At 69.1% G+C, this 19,051-nt stretch carries 18 protein-coding genes; 8 read left to right on the top strand and 10 right to left on the bottom strand.

The window, feature by feature from the left end:
- Positions 1-108 precede the first annotated feature (108 nt).
- Together ACFWX1_RS43595 and ACFWX1_RS43590 are read right to left on the bottom strand one after the other, a co-directional pair.
- Entirely contained in the window at positions 109-1,848 is a 1,740-nt protein-coding gene (locus ACFWX1_RS43595) for an ABC transporter ATP-binding protein (protein WP_378395781.1), read from the bottom strand.
- A gap of 5 nt (positions 1,849-1,853) precedes the next feature.
- The gene (locus ACFWX1_RS43590) at positions 1,854-3,485 is read right to left on the bottom strand and encodes an ABC transporter ATP-binding protein (protein ID WP_378395780.1); all 1,632 of its coding nucleotides are present in this window, start codon (positions 3,483-3,485) and stop codon (positions 1,854-1,856) included.
- A gap of 130 nt (positions 3,486-3,615) precedes the next feature.
- Between ACFWX1_RS43590 and purL the strand changes: the two genes are divergently transcribed.
- The gene (gene purL, locus ACFWX1_RS43585) at positions 3,616-5,898 is read left to right on the top strand and encodes a phosphoribosylformylglycinamidine synthase subunit PurL (protein ID WP_378395788.1); all 2,283 of its coding nucleotides are present in this window, start codon (positions 3,616-3,618) and stop codon (positions 5,896-5,898) included.
- Positions 5,899-5,964: 66 nt separating this feature from the next.
- On the opposite strand, the gene ACFWX1_RS43580 is transcribed toward purL, so the two are convergent.
- The 7 genes from ACFWX1_RS43580 to ACFWX1_RS43550 all read right to left on the bottom strand — a co-directional run bounded on the left by ACFWX1_RS43580 (position 5,965) and on the right by ACFWX1_RS43550 (position 12,523).
- The gene (locus tag ACFWX1_RS43580) at positions 5,965-6,777 is read right to left on the bottom strand and encodes a pentapeptide repeat-containing protein (RefSeq protein ID WP_378395779.1); all 813 of its coding nucleotides are present in this window, start codon (positions 6,775-6,777) and stop codon (positions 5,965-5,967) included.
- Positions 6,774-7,859, bottom strand: coding sequence for a pentapeptide repeat-containing protein (locus tag ACFWX1_RS43575; RefSeq protein ID WP_378395778.1), 1,086 nt, complete (start codon positions 7,857-7,859; stop codon positions 6,774-6,776). The genes ACFWX1_RS43580 and ACFWX1_RS43575 overlap by 4 nt, the downstream gene beginning before the upstream one ends.
- Positions 7,860-7,863: 4 nt before the next feature.
- The gene (locus ACFWX1_RS43570; protein WP_378395777.1) at positions 7,864-8,997 is read right to left on the bottom strand and encodes a hypothetical protein; all 1,134 of its coding nucleotides are present in this window, start codon (positions 8,995-8,997) and stop codon (positions 7,864-7,866) included.
- 53 nt (positions 8,998-9,050) lie between these two features.
- Positions 9,051-9,728 carry a hypothetical protein gene (locus ACFWX1_RS43565; protein WP_378395776.1) on the bottom strand — a complete coding sequence of 226 codons (678 nt, stop codon included), beginning with the start codon at positions 9,726-9,728 and terminating at the stop codon, positions 9,051-9,053.
- A 184-nt stretch (positions 9,729-9,912) separates the two neighbouring features.
- Positions 9,913-10,782 carry a lysozyme gene (locus tag ACFWX1_RS43560; RefSeq protein WP_378395787.1) on the bottom strand — a complete coding sequence of 290 codons (870 nt, stop codon included), beginning with the start codon at positions 10,780-10,782 and terminating at the stop codon, positions 9,913-9,915.
- Between the two features lie 177 nt (positions 10,783-10,959).
- Positions 10,960-11,766 (bottom strand): lysozyme, encoded by an 807-nt coding sequence (locus tag ACFWX1_RS43555; protein ID WP_378395775.1) that lies wholly within the window; start codon positions 11,764-11,766, stop codon positions 10,960-10,962.
- A gap of 100 nt (positions 11,767-11,866) precedes the next feature.
- On the bottom strand, positions 11,867-12,523 hold the full coding sequence (locus ACFWX1_RS43550) for a type VII secretion system-associated protein (protein WP_378395774.1): 657 nt from the start codon (positions 12,521-12,523) through the stop codon (positions 11,867-11,869).
- Positions 12,524-12,576: 53 nt separating this feature from the next.
- Here ACFWX1_RS43550 and ACFWX1_RS43545 point away from each other — a divergent pair, with 53 nt between their 5' ends.
- Positions 12,577-12,957, top strand: a complete 381-nt coding sequence (locus ACFWX1_RS43545) for a sterol carrier family protein (RefSeq protein ID WP_378395773.1) — start codon at positions 12,577-12,579, stop codon at positions 12,955-12,957.
- Between the two features lies 1 nt (position 12,958).
- Here the strand turns inward: ACFWX1_RS43545 and ACFWX1_RS43540 are convergent, their stop codons facing one another.
- Entirely contained in the window at positions 12,959-13,792 is an 834-nt protein-coding gene (locus ACFWX1_RS43540) for an SAM-dependent methyltransferase (protein WP_378395772.1), read from the bottom strand.
- Positions 13,793-13,959: 167 nt separating this feature from the next.
- On the opposite strand from ACFWX1_RS43540, the gene ACFWX1_RS43535 reads away from it, so the two are divergent.
- The 6 genes from ACFWX1_RS43535 (at position 13,960) to arfB (ending at position 18,999) form a co-directional block, all read left to right on the top strand.
- A complete protein-coding gene (locus ACFWX1_RS43535) occupies positions 13,960-14,838 on the top strand; it encodes a helix-turn-helix domain-containing protein (protein ID WP_378395771.1) in 879 nt (292 codons plus the stop codon).
- Positions 14,839-15,113: 275 nt separating this feature from the next.
- Positions 15,114-15,353, top strand: coding sequence for a DUF397 domain-containing protein (locus ACFWX1_RS43530; protein WP_378395770.1), 240 nt, complete (start codon positions 15,114-15,116; stop codon positions 15,351-15,353).
- Positions 15,340-15,645, top strand: coding sequence for a hypothetical protein (locus ACFWX1_RS43525; RefSeq protein ID WP_378395769.1), 306 nt, complete (start codon positions 15,340-15,342; stop codon positions 15,643-15,645). Before ACFWX1_RS43530 ends, ACFWX1_RS43525 begins: the two co-directional genes overlap by 14 nt.
- Before the next feature lie 246 nt (positions 15,646-15,891).
- Positions 15,892-17,430, top strand: coding sequence for an amidophosphoribosyltransferase (purF, locus tag ACFWX1_RS43520; protein WP_378395768.1), 1,539 nt, complete (start codon positions 15,892-15,894; stop codon positions 17,428-17,430).
- A gap of 30 nt (positions 17,431-17,460) precedes the next feature.
- The gene (gene purM, locus ACFWX1_RS43515) at positions 17,461-18,531 is read left to right on the top strand and encodes a phosphoribosylformylglycinamidine cyclo-ligase (RefSeq protein ID WP_378395767.1); all 1,071 of its coding nucleotides are present in this window, start codon (positions 17,461-17,463) and stop codon (positions 18,529-18,531) included.
- A gap of 39 nt (positions 18,532-18,570) precedes the next feature.
- The gene (gene arfB, locus ACFWX1_RS43510) at positions 18,571-18,999 is read left to right on the top strand and encodes an alternative ribosome rescue aminoacyl-tRNA hydrolase ArfB (protein WP_378338042.1); all 429 of its coding nucleotides are present in this window, start codon (positions 18,571-18,573) and stop codon (positions 18,997-18,999) included.
- Positions 19,000-19,051: the final 52 nt, after the last annotated feature.

The raw sequence follows: 19,051 nt of genomic DNA, 5'->3' as shown, positions 1-19,051 counted from the left end.
AACACCCCCACCGCACCGTCAATCCGGGGCGCCTGGTGATGGGGACTTTCCTCGAATGGAATGCTTGGAAAGTCCCCTTCAGCTCACGAGACGAGACGAAAGTCCCCTTCAGCTCGCGGCGGCGACCAGCCGGGCATAGGAACCCTCGGCGGCGAGCAGTGTGTCGTGATTACCCAGCTCGGTGATCCGGCCGCCCTCGACGACCGCGACCCGGTCCGCCGCGGCCGCGGTGTGCAGCCGGTGCGCGATCGCGATCACCGTCCGGCCTTCGAGCACGCTGTTCAGCGACCGCTCCAGGTCCCGTGCCGAACCGGTGTCCAGCAACGACGTCGCCTCGTCCAGCACCAGCGTGTGCGGGTCGGCCAGCACCACCCTGGCGAGCGCGAGCTGCTGCGCGAGCGCCGCGGGCACGGCGTACGCGCCGGAGCCGAGCTTCGTGTCGAGACCGTCCGGCAACGACGCGGCCCACTCCGCGGCACCGGCCGAGGCCAGCGCCGCCCGCAACTCGTCGTCCGTCCACTCGCCACCGGCGCGCCGGGCGGGCAACGCCAGGTTCTCCCGCAGCGTCCCGGAGAACACGTGATGTTCCTGCGTGAGCAGCAGGACCTCGCCCCGCAGGACGTCGTCGGCCAGCGTCGACACCTCGGTCCCGCCGATCCGCACCGAACCGGACGTCGGCGCCGCGATCCCGGCCAGCAGCCGTCCCAGCGTCGACTTGCCGGCACCGGACGGACCGACGATCGCCAGCCGCTCGCCGCGCGGCACCCGCAGGTCGATCCCGTGCAGCACCTCGCGATCCGCGGTGTAGCCGAACCGGACCCCCGAGACATCGATGTCGCGTCCACGCGGTGCCTCGGTCACGGCGTCGCCCTGCGGGGTGGGCTGGACACCGAGGATGCGCCGCGCCGCGGCCAGCGCGACCTGCAGATCCTCCAGCCAGAACAACGCCTCGTTGAGCGGCGTCGCCATCGCCTGGGTGTAGAGCAGCATCGTGGTGATCGTGCCCAGCCCGGCCCAGCCCTGGCTGTAGGCCAGGACGCCGAGCAGCAGCATCGCCGCGGCGGGGAGCACATAGCTGATCTCCAGTGCCGGCAGCCAGCGCATCTGCAGTGCCCGCAGCTTCCGCTCACTGAGGATCGTCTCGTCGAGAGCGGCGCGGCTGGTGCGGATCCGTCGTTCGGTCAGTCCGAGCGCTTCGACGGTCCGCGCGCCTTCGACGGTTTCGTGCGCGATCGACTGCAGCCCGCCCCAGCGGTCCAGCATCGAGGCCATCACCGCCGGGATCCGCCGCTGGTACCAGATGTTCACCGGCACCAGCAGCGGCAGCGCGACCAGCAGGCCCGCCGCCAGCAGCGGCGACGTGACCACCATCGCGATCGTCGTCAGCAGCACGGTCACCACCGCGATCAGGATTTCCGGCGCGGCGTTGCGGACCGCGTGGTCCAGCCTGCCGATGTCGCTGGTGGCACGGCTGAGCAGATCACCGGTCCCGGCGGCTTCGACGGTGCCCAGCGGCAGCGTCAGCGCGTTGCCGACGAAACCTTCGCGGGTCTCGGCCAGCACCAGCTCGCCGAACTTCCGTGCGCGGAACCGCGCGGCCTTGCGTGCCGCCGCCTGCGCCAGCAGGACCACGACGAACGCCACTGCCAGCAGATCGACGCGGGCGGCCGTGCCACCCTCGACGACGCCGTCCACCAGCCGCCCGAGCAGCTGCGGCCCGGCCAGCCCGATCAGCGTCGCCAGGCAGAACATGCCGAGCATCAGGGCGAACTCGCGCCGGTGCGCGTTCGCCGTGTGCAGCGCCCAGCGCCGGACGTCCCGCTGGGACGCCAGTGGGAGCTTCTTCATGGTGGTCACACCGTCGCTTTCGCATTCACGACTTCATCGGCCACATGTGTCCACAAAGGACTTTGACTGAACACCACGGTCGTCCGCCCGCGCCGCAGTTTCGCAACGCGCTCGGTGATCCGCGCCTCGGTGTGCGCGTCGACGGCCGACGTCGGCTCGTCCAGCAGCAGCACGTCGGCGTCCATCGCCAGCGCCCTGGCCAGGTTCAGCCGCTGCCGCTGACCGCCGGAGACCTCGCGGCCGCGCTCGCCGATCAGCTCGTCGACGCCGCGCGGCAGCGCCTCCACGATGTCCTCGGCGTCCGCCGCGTAGAGGGCGTCGCCTATCTCGACGTCGCTCTCGTGCGGTGGTGTCAGCTGCTCGCGCAGGATCCCGGAGAACCAGATGTCCTGGTTGTGCGCGTACACCACCCGCTTCCGCAGTTCGGCCAGCGCGATCTCGTTCGCGGGGATGCCGCCGACCAGCGCCTGCTCGCCGTCTGCGACGTCCGCGAAGCGGGCGAGCCGGGCGGCGATCGCTTCGGCGTCGGCGCCGAGATCGATCACGGTGAGCTTCCCGGCCGCGACCCGGATGCCGCTTTCGCTGTCGTAGAGGTCCAACGGCCCCGACGGCAACGGCTTCGGTGTCTCCGGATCGGCCAGCCGGGGCTGGATCGACAGCAGGCCGCACACCTTGCGCGCGGCCACCAGCGCGGAACTGAGCGACCCCGCGAACTCGGTCATGATCGCCACCGGGCCGATCAGGAACGCCGAGACGCCGTAGAACGCGACCAGTTCGCCGACCCCGATCGTGCCCTCGATCGCCAGCCGGGCGCCCAGCCAGGTGATGGCCACGGTGACCAGCCCCGGCAGCGCGATCTCGGCCGCGGCCAGCCACGCTTCGCTGCGCCCGACCTCGTTACCCGCGAAGCGCACTCGCTGGCTCGCCGCGCGGAACCGGGCCAGGAAACGCCGCTCGCCGCCCACGCCGCGCAGGATCCGCAGGCCGGACACGATGTCCGCGCCCAGCGCGTTCACGTCGGACAGGTTCTCCCGCTGGACCGCCTTGCGCTTCTGCAGCGGCGCCAGCAGCGGCCCGATCCCGGTCACCGCGAGCGGGACGCCGACCAGCGCGATCACCCCGAGCAGTGTCGAGGTGGACAGCAGCGCGATGCCGATCACCACGAACGAGAGCACCGCTCCGCTCGCGCGGCCCAGCACCTCGAACATGTTGCCGATGTGGTTGATGTCCGAAGTGGTCACGGCCACGACGTTGCCGGTCGTGGTGTGCTCACGCAGGCCCGCGCCGACCCGGGTGGTGTGCTCGGTGACCGCTCGCTGGGTGGCCGCGGCGCCGTGGAGCCACAGTCCGTACTGGATGAAGTGCAGCCAGGTACCGAAACCCGCCTGGAGCACGCCGAGAACGGCCATGAGCAACGCCCAGCGCCAGACGGCCGCCGTGTCGTGTGCCGCGATCGCGCTGATCCCGCGGCCGATCACCAGCGGTTGCAGCGCGCCGGGCAGCAGCCAGAGCGCGCCGATCAGCGCCCCCGTGAGGACGGTCGCCCACCGGGCGCGGAGCACGGCGAACAGGTACCGGGCGGCGGTCGGCCGGGCCGGTAGCCGCAGCGTTCGGATGGGATATGTGGCGGAAAGCACGTACATCGACGTTAAAGACCCACGCCCGGCGACGCGACCGAATTATGCCGGTGTGGGCCGGGACCCGGAGCGGGTGTGAGCAAGGTGACGACCTACTCTTGAGGCCGTGGCGAACCCAGACGGCGACACCGTGACCAGCACCGTTGACACCACCGCACGCGCCGAGGCGACTCCGGACCTCGCGCAGCCGTACGTCGAACTCGGCCTCGCCGAAGACGAGTACGCCCGGATCCGCGAGATCCTCGGCCGACGGCCGACCGACGCCGAACTGGCGATGTACTCGGTGATGTGGAGCGAGCACTGCTCGTACAAGTCCTCGAAGAAGCACCTGCGCTACTTCGGGGAGAGCGCCACGCCCGAGATGAAGGAAAAGATGCTCGCGGGCATCGGCGAGAACGCCGGTGTGGTCGACGTCGGTGAGGGCTGGGCCGTCACCTTCAAGGTGGAGAGCCACAACCACCCGTCCTATGTGGAGCCGTATCAGGGTGCCGCGACCGGTGTCGGCGGCATCGTCCGCGACATCATGGCCATGGGCGCGCGCCCTCTCGCCGTCGCCGACGCGCTGCGCTTCGGCCCCGCCGACGCGCCGGACACCAAGCGCGTCCTGCCCGGGGTGGTCGCCGGTGTCGGCGGCTACGGCAACTGTCTCGGCCTCCCGAACATCGGCGGCGAGCTGGTGTTCGATCAGAGCTACGCGGGCAACCCGCTGGTCAACGCGCTGTGCGTCGGCGCGATGCGGGTCGAGGACCTGCATCTGGCGTTCGCCTCGGGAACCGGCAACAAGATCATCCTGTTCGGCGCGCGGACCGGGCTCGACGGCATCGGCGGTGTGTCGGTGCTCGCGAGCGACACGTTCTCCGGCGACGAATCGGCGGCCGGGCGCAAGAAACTGCCGAGCGTCCAGGTGGGCGACCCGTTCACCGAGAAGGTGCTCATCGAGTGCTGCCTCGAGCTGTTCGCCGCGGACGTCGTCGTCGGTATCCAGGACCTCGGCGGCGCCGGGCTCTCCTGCGCGACGTCGGAGCTGGCGGCGGCCGGTGACGGCGGGATGCACATCTACCTCGACCGGGTTCCCTTGCGTGCCAGCGGAATGACCCCGGCGGAGGTGCTCTCCAGCGAGTCGCAGGAGCGCATGTGCGCGGTCGTCACGCCGGAGAACGTCGAGGCGTTCATGAAGATCTGCGCGAAGTGGGACGTCATCGCCACCGACATCGGCGAGGTCACCGACGGCGAGCACCTCGTGATCACCTGGCACGACGAGACCGTGGTCGACGTCCCGGCGCACACCGTCGCGCACCAGGGCCCGGTGTACGACCGTCCCATCCAGCGACCGTCCACACAGGACGCGCTGATCGCGGACACCTCGGCGAAACTGCCCCGTCCGTCCACTTCGGACGAACTGCGGGCCGACCTGCTCAAGCTGATCTCCTCGCCGAACCAGGCGTCGAAGGAGTGGGTCACGTCGCAGTACGACCGCTACGTGCGCGGTAACACGGTGCTCGCGCAGCCGTCGGACTCCGGCGTCATCCGGATCGACGAGTCGACAGGGCGCGGTGTCGCCGTGTCGACGGACTGCAACAGCGGCTTCGTCTACCTCGACCCGTACGAGGGCGCGAAGCTGGCGCTCGCCGAGGCGTACCGCAACGTCGCCACCAGCGGCGCGACCCCGGTCGCGGTCTCGGACTGCCTGAACTTCGGCGCCCCGACCGACCCCGGCGTGATGTGGCAGTTCGAGCGCGCCGTGCACGGCATCGCCGACGGCTGCGTCGAGCTGGGCATCCCGGTCACCGGCGGCAACGTGAGCTTCTTCAACCAGACCGGCGACGTCGCGATCCTGCCGACGCCGGTGGTCGGCGTGCTCGGCGTCATCGACGACGTCACCCGCCGCATCCCGACCGGGATCGGTGCGGAAGCGGGCGAAACCCTGCTGCTGCTCGGGGAAACCCACGACGAGCTGGACGGTTCCGCGTGGGCGCGCGAGCTGCACGGCCACCTCGGCGGTATCCCGCCGAAGGTCGATCTCGCGCGGGAGAAGCTGCTCGCCGAGATCCTCGTCGCGGGCTCCCGGGACGGGATGATCTCCGCCGCGCACGACCTCGCCGACGGCGGTCTCGCACAGGCTCTCGTCGAGACCGTCCTCATCGGACAGTGCGGCGCGCGGGTCTTCCTCGACACCGATCAGGATCCGTTCGTGCAGCTGTTCTCGGAGTCCACCGGCCGGGTGCTCGTCGCCGTGCCGCGCACCGAGGAGCTGCGCTTCACCGAGATGTGCACCGCGCGCGGCCTGCCGTGGCGCAAGACCGGCGTCGTCGACCCGGAGGCGAATTCGCTGGAGCTGCAAGGAATCACGACGTTCTCGCTCGACGAGCTGCGCGAGGCCTGGGAGCGCACCCTCCCGGCACTGTTCGACTGAGTTGTCCGTGGGGGCCTCCTTGAGGGACTCTGGGTCCCTCAAGGAGGCCCCCACGGACCGACACGGTCAGTCCGCCCCGGGAAGTATCGTGTCCGGCGGGACCTCGGTATCCACAAAGGACACTTTGCCGGATGCGGTGAAATCGCGGAACTCCGGCGCCTGACGGAATTTCGCCCGGTCGAACCGCAGGTCTCCCCGGACGGTCGCGCCGGTGAAGTCCGCGCTTTCCTCGAACACCGTGTCGCTGAAGTCGGCGCCGTTGACGATCTCGGTCCGCTGCATTCCGAGCCAGGCCACCCGGCGGCGCGGCAGCGTGAAGCGGTCGAGCCGGGCGCCCGCCAGGTCGAGCCCGTAGCCTCGCGCGTTCGGCGTCGTGGCGTGCGGCAACAGGGTCCGGATCAGCTGCTGGGCGGTGCGGCGCACCTGACGTTCGCGGCTCGCCGCTTCCAGTTCCTCGTGCTCGGTGATCCGGGCCCCGAAGTTCGGGTGCCGGAACGGCCGGCGCAGATACGCGCACAACACGTCGATCACGGTCTGCCCGTAGAGATCCGGCCGGGCACGGGCGAGCCCGGCCAGCGCGTGCATGGCGCCGAGCCGCACCTGATCGGCCTCGTGCCCCAGCAGTTCTACGGCCTTGGCGAACCGGTCGTCGGAAATCCGGTCGCGTTCGACGGCGTGCCGGGCCTCTTCGACGCGGCGGCGCCGGTCGTTGAGCCACAGTCCATAAAGGACAGCCGTCGCGCCACCCGCCAGCCCCGACGTCTTGAGCGCGTCACCCCGGCTGGTCGCCGGATCGGCCAGCAACCACACCAGCACCCCGGCGAACACGGTCGCGGTGAGCAGGAAAGCCCACAGCAACGGGGATTTCAGTCGCGTCATCCGCGCCCCGGGACGATCCGGGCGGTCCGCTCGCCGAGTTCCTTCAGCTGCCACCCCGGCGGCAGCAGCGGCTTCTTCGCCAGTGCGACGGTCGTGTTGTTCAGCGCGCCGGAGTCCGGCGGCCCGGCGAACCGGAGGTCGGCGAAGCCCTCGAAACGAGTGTTGCGCAGATCGAAGAAATCCTTGCGGACGGCATCGACGAATACGGCTTCCTTGGCGAACACGGCGTTCTTGAAGGTCGTTCTGCCGGCGAACGTCGTGCCTCGGAAGACGGCGTCCTCGTGGAACATCGTCCCGCTGAACCACGCCCGGTCGGAGAATGTCGTTTCCTCGCACCGGAAGTACCCCAGACGCCGGTGCCCGGTTCCGGCTCCGGTGAAGTAGGCCGGGCCGAGAATCCGGCACTTGCTCAGGTTCGTGCTGCTGTGCAAGGACACGTACCGCATCACCAGCTCGCCGATGGTGCGCTCGGAGAGATCGAAGTACTCCAGTTCCGCACCGGTCAGATCGAGTTTGTAGGCGGGCGCGTCGACGGCCTTGTGCGAGGGCAGCAGGTCGCCGATCAGCCGCTGTGCGGTCAGCCGGACCTGGCGTTCCCGATCGGCCGCCGCGTCCACCGACTTCTTCTTCGCGACCGGCTCTTCTTCGCCGCTGTGCGGATGCGTGAACGGCCGTCGCAGATACGAGCACAACACGTCGAGCACGGTCTGCCGATAGCTCTCCCGGCTCCTGGCGAGCCCGGCGAGCGCGTGTAGCGCGCCGACCCGTACCTGGTCGGCCTCGTGGCCGAGCAGTTCCACCGACTTCGCGAACCGCTCGTCGCCGACCCGTTCACGGTCGAGTTCGGCCCGGCTGAGTTCGAGCGTGTGCCGATCGCGCTCGACCTCCTGCCGGGCCTCTTCGACCTTCCGCCGCCGGTCGTTGAGCCACAGCGCGTACAGCGCCACGACCGCGCCTCCGGCGAGGCCGCCGGTCTTCAACGCGTCACTGTGGCTCGTCGCCGGGTCGGTGAGCAGCCAGCCTCCTACGGCCAGCAGCAGCACCGCCGCGGCGACGAACGTCCACAGCAACGGTGAGCGCACGTGCTCAGTGGGCGTAGAAGAACATGATCAGGACGCAGGGCTTGCCGCCGGTCGACGACGCGCCGACGGTCCCGCTCACGGTCTTGCCGCCCATCGTGCCGCCGAGCCTGCCCATGGTCGTGCTCTTGTCCTCCACCGGCGTCACGGTGATCTGCGGGTCGCCGCTGGTCGCCTGGTTGACGCTGTCCTGCAGCGACGGGCGCATGGTCGAGCAGCCGAGCGCGAGCGCGCCTTCCTTGTCCTTCGCGTTGAGCTTGTCGACGAAGCCCTTGATGACGTCGAACTCGGCCGCGCGGTTCGGGTTGTCCGACGACGGCGAGCTCGAGGACGGCGACGAGGAGCGCGTGCTGCTGGGGCGCGACGGCGTCGTCGAGGTGTCGCTGCCGCTGGTCCCGCCGGTCCGCGCGAACTTGGTGACGGACTTCCAGCACCAGTTGTCACCGGACTTGACGATCGTGCCCGAGGACGTCCCCGGCCTGCCGCTGACGGTCATGGCGACGTTCGCGGAGTACTCGGTGTCGGACTTCTTCGTCAGCACGCCTTCCATCCGCACGCCCGAGATCTTGTCCAGGTCCTTGAGCATGCTGTCGATCAGGCGGTCCGAGTCCGGGCACTTCAGCGCCACGAGCGCGGCGTTGTCGTGCTTGTTGAGCCCGTCGATGATCGACTGCGCCGTCTTCTGCGCGCCGTCCTCGTCCTTGCTGACCAGGAAGCCGGGTGCGAGGAATCCGGTGATGCCGAAGACGGCCCCCAGCACCACGACCACGCCGAGCGTGACCCACAGCCAGAGCAGGCTCTTCTTCTTCGGCGGCGCGGGCGGGCCCCCGAAACCCTGCGTGTAGGCCGGGTTGTTCGGGTCCCACTGCTGCTGCGCGTTCGGATCCCAGCCCTGCTGCTGTTGCGCGTTGGGGTCCCAGCCCTGCTGCTGCTGCTGCTGCGCGTTCGGGTCCCAGCCGCCCTGCGGGTACTGCTGCTGACCGGCGTTCGGGTCCCAGCCACCCTGCTGCGGGTACTGCTGGGTCGGGTACGGCTGCTGCGGCTGCCCGAATCCGCCGGACGGCGGCTGCTGCTGGCCGTACGGATCAGGCTGCTGGCCGTAGGGCTGGCCAGGCTGTCCCGGCTGGGGAGGGTAGGTCATCTTTCTCGCCTTTCCGCTGGCTCAGTCTTCTGGCTCAGTCTTGGGTGATGGCCTCATGCGAACACGAACAGACCGGCGACACACCAGTTTCCGCCCACATTGCCCGCGGTGATGAAGCCCGCGGCCTTCTTGCCGTCAAGGGTGCCGCCGAGCTGGGTCAAGGCGGTGTCTTCGCTGCCGGTCGGCTCCTCCGCCGTGAGCTTGGGGTCACCGGTGGTCGCGCGCGTGACGGCGTCCTTCACCAGCTCCTCCATCCCCGGGCAGACCAGCGCTTTCGCGCCCGCGGCGTCCTTCGCGTTCAGCTTCGCGAGGAGGGTCTCGACCAGCTGGCGTCCGCCGGCGGGCGCCGGGCCCTCGGTGCTCTTGGCCGGCGGCGGTGCTCCGGTGCCGGGCCGGGACGGCGGTACGGGAATGCGGCTGGACAGGCCCGGCGTCCCGGGCGCGCTCGAGGTCGCGGGCGGAGCCGCGGAGCTGTCGCCCTTGCCGAGGAAGAACCCGGGCGCGACGAAGCCGGTGACGCTCAGTGCGATGACGACGACCACGGCGATGGCGACCGCGATCCACAGGCCGGTCCGGTTCTTCCGCGGCGGCTCCGGCGGTGACCCGGGATAGCCGCCCTGCGGCGTGTTCGGGTCCCAGTGAGCCTGGTGCTGTGGGTACGACGACGGCGGCGTGCCCGGATCCCACCCGCCGGGCTGCGGCGAGGCACCCGGTTGCGGTGGATACGTCATCGGTCTCGCCTTCCGTGTACGCCGTGCTTCGCGCGATCTGACGGGCGGCGTACGCCGGTGGTTCCCCCAGACCTCGACAGCAGCATTGTGCAAGGTGAGACAACCGGACACAAAAGCGGCTCCCGGCCGCGCCGCCCGAAGGGGCGGTGGGACCGGGAGCCTGAATCGATCGTGACCTGGCGGGTCAGCCGTTCGCGAGCGCCTGGAGCCGGTCGTAGGCGCCGTTGAAGACGTTCTGGTCGATGGGGCTCGAGGAGTACTGCCAGAACGTGTAGAAACCCCAGTTGTAGGGCAGGGTGCCGGGCGCGGAGGCGTACCGCGCCACCCAGAGCGGCACCGTGCTCGCGAACTGCTGGGACGTGCCGACGCACTGGCTCCACCAGCTCGTCGAGGTGTAGAACACCGGCCAGCGGCCGGTCCTGGCGTGATAGGTGTCGTGGAAGTCCCTGATCCACGCGCCCATCGCGGCCTGGCTCTTGCCGTAGCAGGTCGCGCCGTACGGGTTGTACTCCAGGTCGGCGGCCCCCGGCAGGGTCTTGCCGTCACGGGACCAGCCGCCGCCGTGGTCGACGAAGTAGTTCGCCTGCTGTGCGCCGCTGGACCGGTCCGGCAGCGCGAAATGGTACGAGCCGCGGATCATGCCGATGTTGTAGGAGCCGTTGTACTGCTGGGCGAAATACGGGTTGGTGTACCCGGTGCCCTCGGTCGCCTTGACGTAGGCGAAGCGCTTTCCCTGGTTCCACCAGTTCGCCCAGTCGACATTGCCCTGGTGACCGGACACGTCGATACCGGCGACCGACGCGTCGACCTGCTGGCCGATCGCGTCCGTGCCGCGGGCCCGTTCGGCGGCCTTGCGGGTGTCCGGAGTGGACTGGTCGCCTTCGACCCGGCGGATCTGGGACCCCAGTTCGTGATCCTGGTCGATGGCGGACGCGCTGGTGGTGGGGGACGGTTCTGCCGTCGCCGGGACCGTGGAGCCGAGCAGGAGCGCCACGGTGGGGACGGCGAGAGCGGCGAGCAGAGCGGAACGCCGGCCTCTTCGGGAAGTGGACATCATCGGATTCCCTTCACAGATACCCTCGCTGAGGACGGCTTACTGCAGGTAGCCGTCCAGGCACGATTCTTAGCTACCGGATGCGGGTTTGTCACCGAATTCCGTGAAATTAAGCACTCACGTGAGTGAATTTCCCGGGGAGTTGATCTTTACTTCGTGAGTCACTAACCCCGCGGGTCAGTCCCTGGCCAGCGTCCGCAGCCGGTCCATCGGGCCGTTGAACCAGTTCTGGTCACCGGGGAGCGCGCCATGGTTGGCGAACTGCCAGATCGTCTGGGTTCGCCAGCTCGCGGGCAGCGGGCCGACCTGGGTGTCGTACCGGGCGAGCCACAGCGGGGTGTCGCCGAAGCTCCCGTTGTCGCCGGTGCAGCGCCGCCACCAGCCGGTCGACGTGTAGATCATCGGGGCGCGGCCGGTACGGGCGTGGTAGGTGCCGACGAAGTCCCTGATCCACGCGACCATTCCCGCCGCGTCCTTGCCGTAGCAGGTCTCGCCGTACGGGTTGTACTCCGCGTCGAGCGCGCCGGGCAGCGTTTTCCCGTCGCCGGCCCAGCCGCCGCCGTGATCGACGAAGTAGTTCGCCTGCGCGGCGCCGCTCGACACGTCGGGCAGCGCGAAGTGGTAGGCGCCCCTGACCAGACCCACGCTGTGGGAGCCGTCGTACTGCTGGATGAACTGCGGGTTGGTGTAGGTGACGCCCTCGGTCGCCTTGACGTAGACGAACCTGGCGCCCGCCCCCGAGGCACCCGGCCAGTCGACCACGCCCTGATGGCTGCTGACGTCGTGGCCGAGTACCTGGTCCTCGGCGCTGTAGCGAAGATCCGGGACACCGCCGGTGCCCTCGTACCGCTCGATCTGTGAGCCCGCGTAATGATCCTCGGGGCCGGTGGCCCGCGGGTTCTCCCCGGCGGACGCGGGCGCCTGGCCGCACGACACGATTCCGGCGGCGATCGCGGCGACGCCGCGGATCAGACGATGCTTCACCCTCGACTCTCCCTCACCGGACACACGTACTCCGATGAGGCTCACGATGCCCGTGTGACGCGAGTGGGGCGACCTTGATCACCCGAAGGTGTCGCGGAACCTACTTCCGCTCGTCCGCGAGCGCGCGGATCAGGTGTTCGGCGGGCACGACCGCGGTGATCCGGTCGTGCGGGTTGATCGCCACCGGGTGGCCACCCAGCAGCCCGACGATGTCGCGCCCCAGCACCGCCCTCGCGTGCGGCCACTCCTTCGGCACCATCGACTTCGCGGTGTAGGCCGGGACCATGACGCGCCCGTCGGTGTTGTGGAAGCCGATCACCGTGCGCTGCACCGGCGACATCGCGTACACGAACAGCGTCGAGTTCAGGATGACGCGCGGGAGATCCTCGGCAGGCCGGTGCTCGGTGCGCACGAGCTGGAGCAGCCGCTCGAGCTCGCTGCCGGGCTCGGGGAACCCGAGTGCCTTCGGCGACGGCCGGTAGCGGTCGTTGGGGTGGAAGTCCGCCACGATGTCCCCGTCCGCGTTGACCGGATAAGCGCCCACCACGGCCCACGACGGCACCGGGCCGTTGGGGTCGAAGGCTTCGTCGATCACGTACAGCCAGCTGTTCGGGTTGGCGCGCGCGTTGCGGCGCATCTCGGCGGTGATCTCGGGTTTCCCGGCCTTGCCCTGCTTGCGGCCACCCGGTTTCCCCGGCCTTCCCGCGGGAGTCTGCGAAACCATCCGATCTGCCTCGTCCCGCTGCGCCATCGCCATCCCTACGTCCCGGGTGCCTGAAGGATCTAGTGCTGCCACTCTACTGTTTCCCCATGGTCTCTTCGCGTTCGGTCGACCCCGCTGAGTTACGCGCGGCGGTGTCGGCGATTTCCCCTTGGCTGAACGGGAACGCCCCTGATCCGGCCCGGCCGGAACTCGCGGCGGCGGTCCGGCTGAGCCTGCGGACACTGGCGGCCGACGCGCCGGGCCGCAGCGTCGAAGTCCGCGTGCCGCCCTTCGCGGCCGTGCAGTGCGTCGAGGGTCCCCGGCACACGCGGGGCACCCCGCCGAACGTCGTCGAAACGGATCCGCGGACCTGGCTCGAACTCGCCACGGGCCGCGTGGAATGGGCCGCCGCGGTCGAGACCGGCCGCGTGAGCGCTTCCGGCTCACGTGCCGATCTCTCCCGGTGGCTGCCCCTGCTGCGGATCTGACTCAGCGCTTGAAGCCGACGCCGCCGGCGATGCAGTGCTGGGCCGCGCTGAGGTCCTTGATGCGCGGGCCGTCCGGCCACCAGTCGACGCAGCGGATCACGCCGGGGTCGACCATCTCGAGGCCGGGGAACAGCCCCTCGATCTGCTCCTTGGTACGGAACGTCCCGGAGCCCATGGGGCTGTGCAGGAACATGTCCTCCATCTTGCGGGCGGTCTGGCTGTGCTCGTCCTGCGGGTCGAGGAAGTGCGAGACCGCGACGAACGAGCCCGGGGCCAGGTACGAGATGAACTCGCGCATGATCTCGGCGGGACGTTCCTCCGGCCCGTTGTAGTGGTGCAGGGTCCCCAGCTGCAGGAAGGCGACCGGCTCGTCGAAGTCGATGTACTCGCGGACGGCCTTGTTGTTCATCAGGTCTTCCGGGACGAAGATGTCGTCCGAGACGAAGTGGGTGTTCTCGTTCTCCTCCAGCAGCGCGCGCCCGTGGGCGAGCACGACCGGGTCGTTGTCGACGTAGACCACCGTGGCTTCCGGGACCAGCCGCTGGACGACGTGGTGGGTGTTCTCGACGGTCGGCAGGCCCGAGCCGCAGTCGAGGTACTGGGTGATCCCGGTCTGGCTGGCTATGAACCGGCAGGCCCGGATGAGGAAGGACCGGTTCTCGGTCGCGAGGTCCTTCGCCTCCGGTGCCACCGAGAGCACCTTGTTCAGGGTCTCCCTGTCGATCTCGTAGTTGTCCTTGCCGTCGAGGAACGCGTCATAGACGCGCGCGATACTCGCCCGCGTCGGGTCCACGCCGACAGGTACGGATCGCTCCGATTTGGTGGCTCCGGTCATCAGGGCCTCGCAAGGTGTGGGGGAAATCTCTACTCTACTTAGAGTAGAGCTACGTACTCGCGTGGTAAACACGAGCCATCCCTATGCGCCGGCGTCCGGTGCGTGTACTTTCAGTAGCTGGACTGACATCTCCTGGTGAAGATTCGTGTCGTACGGAAGGGCTGATCATGAACGCGGTCAACGCGTCCAGTGGTGAGCAGAGCCTGGGTCCGACAGCACGCCGGATGATCCTCGGCTCGCAGCTGCGGCGGCTGCGCGAAGAAGCGGGCATCACTCGTCAGCAGGCGGGGTACAGCATCCGCGGCTCGGAGTCCAAGATCAGCAGGCTCGAGCTGGGCCGCGTGGGCTTCAAGGAACGTGACGTCACGGATCTGCTGACGATGTACGGAGTCAGCGACGAGAAGGACCGTGAAACGTTCCTCGAGCTGGTCAAGCAGTCCAACGAGCCGGGCTGGTGGCGGCGCTTCAACGAGACCATGCCGAGCTGGTTCTCCGGACTGGTCGGCCTGGAGGAGGCCGCGTCGCGGATCCAGATCTGGGAGCCGCTGTTCGTCTCCGGTCTGCTGCAGGCCGAGCAGTACGCGCGGGCGATCTTCAGCCACGGCCGTCCCGAGATGACCGACGAGCGCGTCGACCAGATGGTCGCGCTCCGGATGCGCCGGCAGAAGATGTTCAGCAGGCCGGACTCGCCCCGGGTGTGGACGGTGCTCGACGAGTCGATCCTGTATCGCCCGATCGGCGGCACGAAGGTGCTGAAGCAGCAGCTCGAGCACCTGATGGAGATGACGACGCTGCCGCACGTCTCGGTGCAGATCCTGCCGTACGACCGCAGCGGCCTGTCCGCGGAGCACGCGTTCTCCCTGCTGCGATTCGCCGAGCCGGAGCTGCCGAACATCGCCTACGTCGAGTACCTCACCGGCGCGCACTACCTGGAGAAGCGGGACGAGATCGAGAAGTACAGCCGTGCTCTCGACATGCTCGCGGTCGACGCGGAGACGCCGGAACGCAGTCGTTCGATGATCGCGAAGCGTCGTCAGGAAATCTGACATCCCTTTCGCGTTTCCACGATTGGGGTAATGGGTCCGAAAAATGGTTACGATTCGTAATCGTAGACCTGAACGAGCACCGCTTTATCCGCTCGTCAGGGTGGTCTTCAACAGCGTGTTTATTACATAGCGAGAAAGTTGCAAAAACTTCTGCACGTGCATTTACCGTTGCAGGAGCGCGTGCTAGCGTTCTACTCACAGGCAAATGCACATGCAGATGCACCTCCAAGGAGAGCGCATCCGTCCAGGCTTCACTGTTCGGGAAGGTGGGGACCATGGCAGAGCGGTTCGAGAACGGCATACCGGCCGACCGGCTGGCGGGCGCCCAGTGGCGCAAGGCCAGCTACAGCGGTGCCGTCGGGAATTGCGTGGAAGTGGCACCATTGCCCGGTGGGGATATCGCGATGCGCAATTCGCGATTCCCGACGGGTCCGGCATTGGTGTACACCCGCGCGGAAATGGCCGCCTTTCTCGCAGGCGCCAAGGATGGTGAATTCGACGATGTCCTCCAGTGATGTCCTCGCCCCCGAAATCACCGATATCGAATCCGGGTTGCACGAATTGATTTCCCGGGGGTACCAGTTCGTGCACCAGAGTGATGATCGGGGTGAGGTGTCGGCCGTCGTCGGCGTACGGGTCCACGACCACGTGGTCGACGTCGTCCGGCTCAACTCCGAGGACGACGTCGAGGCCACCCGGATGCCCGGCACCGAGGACAACATCTTCGAGCCGGAGCGGTGGTTGTGGCGCTCGCGCGGCGAAGGGGCGCAGGTCCTCACCGAGGTTCTCGCGCTCCCCGACGAGTAAGCCTTTTCCTCGATTTCCGGGTGTCGTCCTCCGGAGTCCAGCGGTGCCCTGAGCGCGCCCTTGCCGAAATCCCCGTTGTCCGGGGTGGCGGGGCGCGCTCCGGCGTTTACGGAGCGTCGTGCCGGCCTTGCGGCAGGGGCGGCGGGGTAATCCGAAGTGGGCAGGACCACGTCGGGTGAGGCCGGATTCATAACCGGACCGTTTACACTGGACGCGGCCTGACCACGTCATCCTGGGAGCACCTCGGTGGTTTCCGACCCGTCCCCCGCAGGACAGTCCGCACCCGACCAACCCGATCCGGAGCCCCGCGAAGAGTGTGGTGTCTTCGGCGTATGGGCGCCCGGAGAAGAGGTCGCCAAGCTGACCTACTACGGGTTGTACGCACTCCAGCACCGTGGCCAGGAGGCCGCGGGCATTTCCGTCTCCGACGGCTCGCAGATCGTGGTCTTCAAGGACCTCGGCCTGGTCAGCCAGGTCTTCGACGAGCAGGTGCTCCAGTCGCTGCAGGGGCACATCGCCGTCGGGCACTGCCGGTACTCGACGACCGGGTCGACGATCTGGGAGAACGCGCAGCCGATCTTCCGCACCACCGCGACCGGCAGCGGCCTGTCCTTCGCCCACAACGGCAACCTGGTCAACACCGCCGAGTTGCGGGACCGGACCGCCGAGGCGGGGCTCAAGCCGCACGCCGGGCTCACTGGCTCGTCCAGTGACTCCGACCTGGTCTGCGGGCTGCTCGCCGCGAACGCCGCGGACAAGGGCATCGAGGCGGCGGCGCTCGACCTGCTGCCGACCCTGCGCGGCGCTTTCTGCCTGGTCTTTTCCGACGAGAACACGCTGTACGCCGCCCGCGATCCGCACGGCGTGCACCCGCTGGTGCTCGGCAGGCTCGAGCGCGGCTGGGTGGTCGCGAGCGAGACCGCGGCACTGGACATCGTCGGCGCTTCGTTCGTCCGCGAGGTCGAGCCGGGTGAACTGATCGCGATCGACGCCGAGGGGCTGCGCTCCTCGCGGTTCGCCAACCCGGAGCCCAAGGGCTGCGTGTTCGAGTACGTCTACCTGGCGCGCCCGGACACCTCGATCGCCGGCCGCAGCGTGCACGCGACCCGCGTCGAGATCGGCCGCAAGCTCGCCGCCGAACACCCGGCGGAAGCCGACCTGGTCATCCCGGTGCCGGAGTCCGGCACCCCCGCCGCGATCGGGTACGCGCAGGGCTCGGGCATCCCGTACGGCTCCGGCCTCGTCAAGAATGCCTACGTCGGCCGGACGTTCATCCAGCCCTCGCAGACCATCCGCCAGCTGGGCATCCGGCTCAAGCTGAACCCGCTGCGCGAGGTCATCCGCGGCAAGCGGCTGGTCGTGGTCGACGACTCGATCGTCCGCGGCAACACCCAGCGCGCGCTGGTGCGGATGCTGCGCGAGGCGGGCGCGCTGGAGGTGCACGTCCGGATCGCGTCGCCGCCGGTGCGCTGGCCGTGCTTCTACGGGATCGACTTCGCCTCGCGTGCCGAGCTGGTCGCGAACGGCGTCGACCTGGACGGCATCCGCCGGTCGATCGGCGCCGACTCGCTGGGCTACATCTCGCTCGACGGCCTGGTCTCGGCGTCCGAGCAGCCGAAGTCGCGGCTGTGCACGGCGTGCTTCTCCGGCGAGTACCCGATCGCGCTGCCCGAAGACGCGTTGATCGGCAAGCATCTGCTGGAAAGCCTCGACTCGGTCAATGGCGCGGCAACGCCGGTCACCCCTGCCGGGTACGGTGCCGAGGACGCCGTTCGGCGTCCGTAGACCATTTCCCAGATTTGGAGTCCACCAGTCGTGAGCGAGTCCACGAGCGCCACGTACGCCGCTGCCGGGGTCAGCATCGATGCCGGTGACAAAGCCGTCGAGCTGCTCAAACCGCACGCGGAGCGGGCGAGCAGGCCGGAGGTGCGCGGCGGTGTCGGCGGTTTCGCCGGTCTGTTCTCGCTGAAGCTGGACAAGTGGAAGGAGCCGGTGCTCGCCTCGTCCACCGACGGGGTCGGCACCAAGATCGCGGTCGCGCAGGCGCTGGACAAGCACGACACGGTCGGCATCGACCTGGTCGCCATGGTCGTCGACGACCTCGTCGTCACCGGTGCCGAGCCGCTGTTCCTGCAGGACTACATCGCCGTCGGCAAGGTCATCCCGGAGAAGATCGCGGCACTCGTCGGCGGTATCGCCGAGGGCTGTGTCCAGGCCGGGTGCGCGCTGCTGGGCGGGGAGACCGCCGAGCACCCCGGGCTGATGGCGGAGCACGACTACGACATTTCGGGCACCGGTATCGGTGTCGTCGAGGCCTCGGCCGTGCTCGGCCCGGAGCGGGTGCGGCCCGGTGACGTGGTGCTCGCGCTCGGCTCGTCCGGGCTGCACTCCAACGGCTATTCGCTGGCCAGGCACGTGCTGCTGGACATCGCGCGGATGCCGCTGGACGGGCATGTCGAGGAGTTCGGCCGCACGCTCGGCGAGGAGTTGCTGGAGCCGACCAAGATCTACGCCAAGGATTGCCTCGCGCTGGTGGCCGAGACCGAGGTCCGGACGTTCGCGCACGTCACCGGTGGCGGCCTGGAGGCGAACCTGGCCAGGGTCATGCCGCGCGGGCTCGTCGCGCGGCTCGATCGCGGGACCTGGACGCCGGCGCCGGTGTTCGCGCTGATCGGGCAGCGCGGCAAGGTCGAGCGCGCCGAGCTGGAGAAGACGTTCAACATGGGCGTCGGCATGGTCGCGATCGTCGGCGCCGAGGACGTCGACCGGGCGCTCGCGGTGCTGACCGCGCGGCACGTCCCGGCGTGGATCCTCGGGGACGTCCAGCCCGCGGAGGACCCGGACGGGCCGCGCGCGGTGCTCTCGGGCGACCACCCCCGCTTCTGAACCGCATAACGGCTCGACTCCGGCTGTCACACTGGAGGCATGGCTGAGGATGTGGTGGTCGGCGCCCGGTTCGTGATCCCGGACGCCGAACTGAGCGAGCGGTTCTCCCGGGCGTCGGGCCCGGGAGGCCAGGGCGTCAACACCACCGACTCGCGGGTCGAGCTGTCCTTCGACGTCGTCCGGTCGCCGTCGATCCCCGAGGACCTGCGGGAGCGGATCGTTTCCCGGCTGCGGTCCCGGCTGGTCGACGGCGTCGTCACGATCGTCGCCCGTGAACACCGCTCACAGCTGATGAACCGGGAAGCGGCGCGGGACCGTCTCGCGGCCTTGCTGCTCGAGGCCTCGGCGCCGCCTCCGCCGCGTCGGCGCGCGACGAAGCCTTCGCGGGGTTCGAAGGAGCGTCGGCTGGCTGCGAAGAAGCGCCGCGCCCAGGTCAAACGTGGCCGCGGCGGGCGCTTCGACGACTGAAGCCCAGCGGTCCGTGGGGGCCTCCTTGAGGGACTCTGGGTCTCTCAAGGAG

Origin of the sequence: Amycolatopsis sp. NPDC059021, from assembly GCF_042739895.1 — a bacterium.
GTDB lineage: Bacteria > Actinomycetota > Actinomycetes > Mycobacteriales > Pseudonocardiaceae > Amycolatopsis.
The sequence above is the reverse complement of the archived record's forward strand: the minus strand, read 5'-3'. Positions and strand labels throughout refer to the sequence as shown.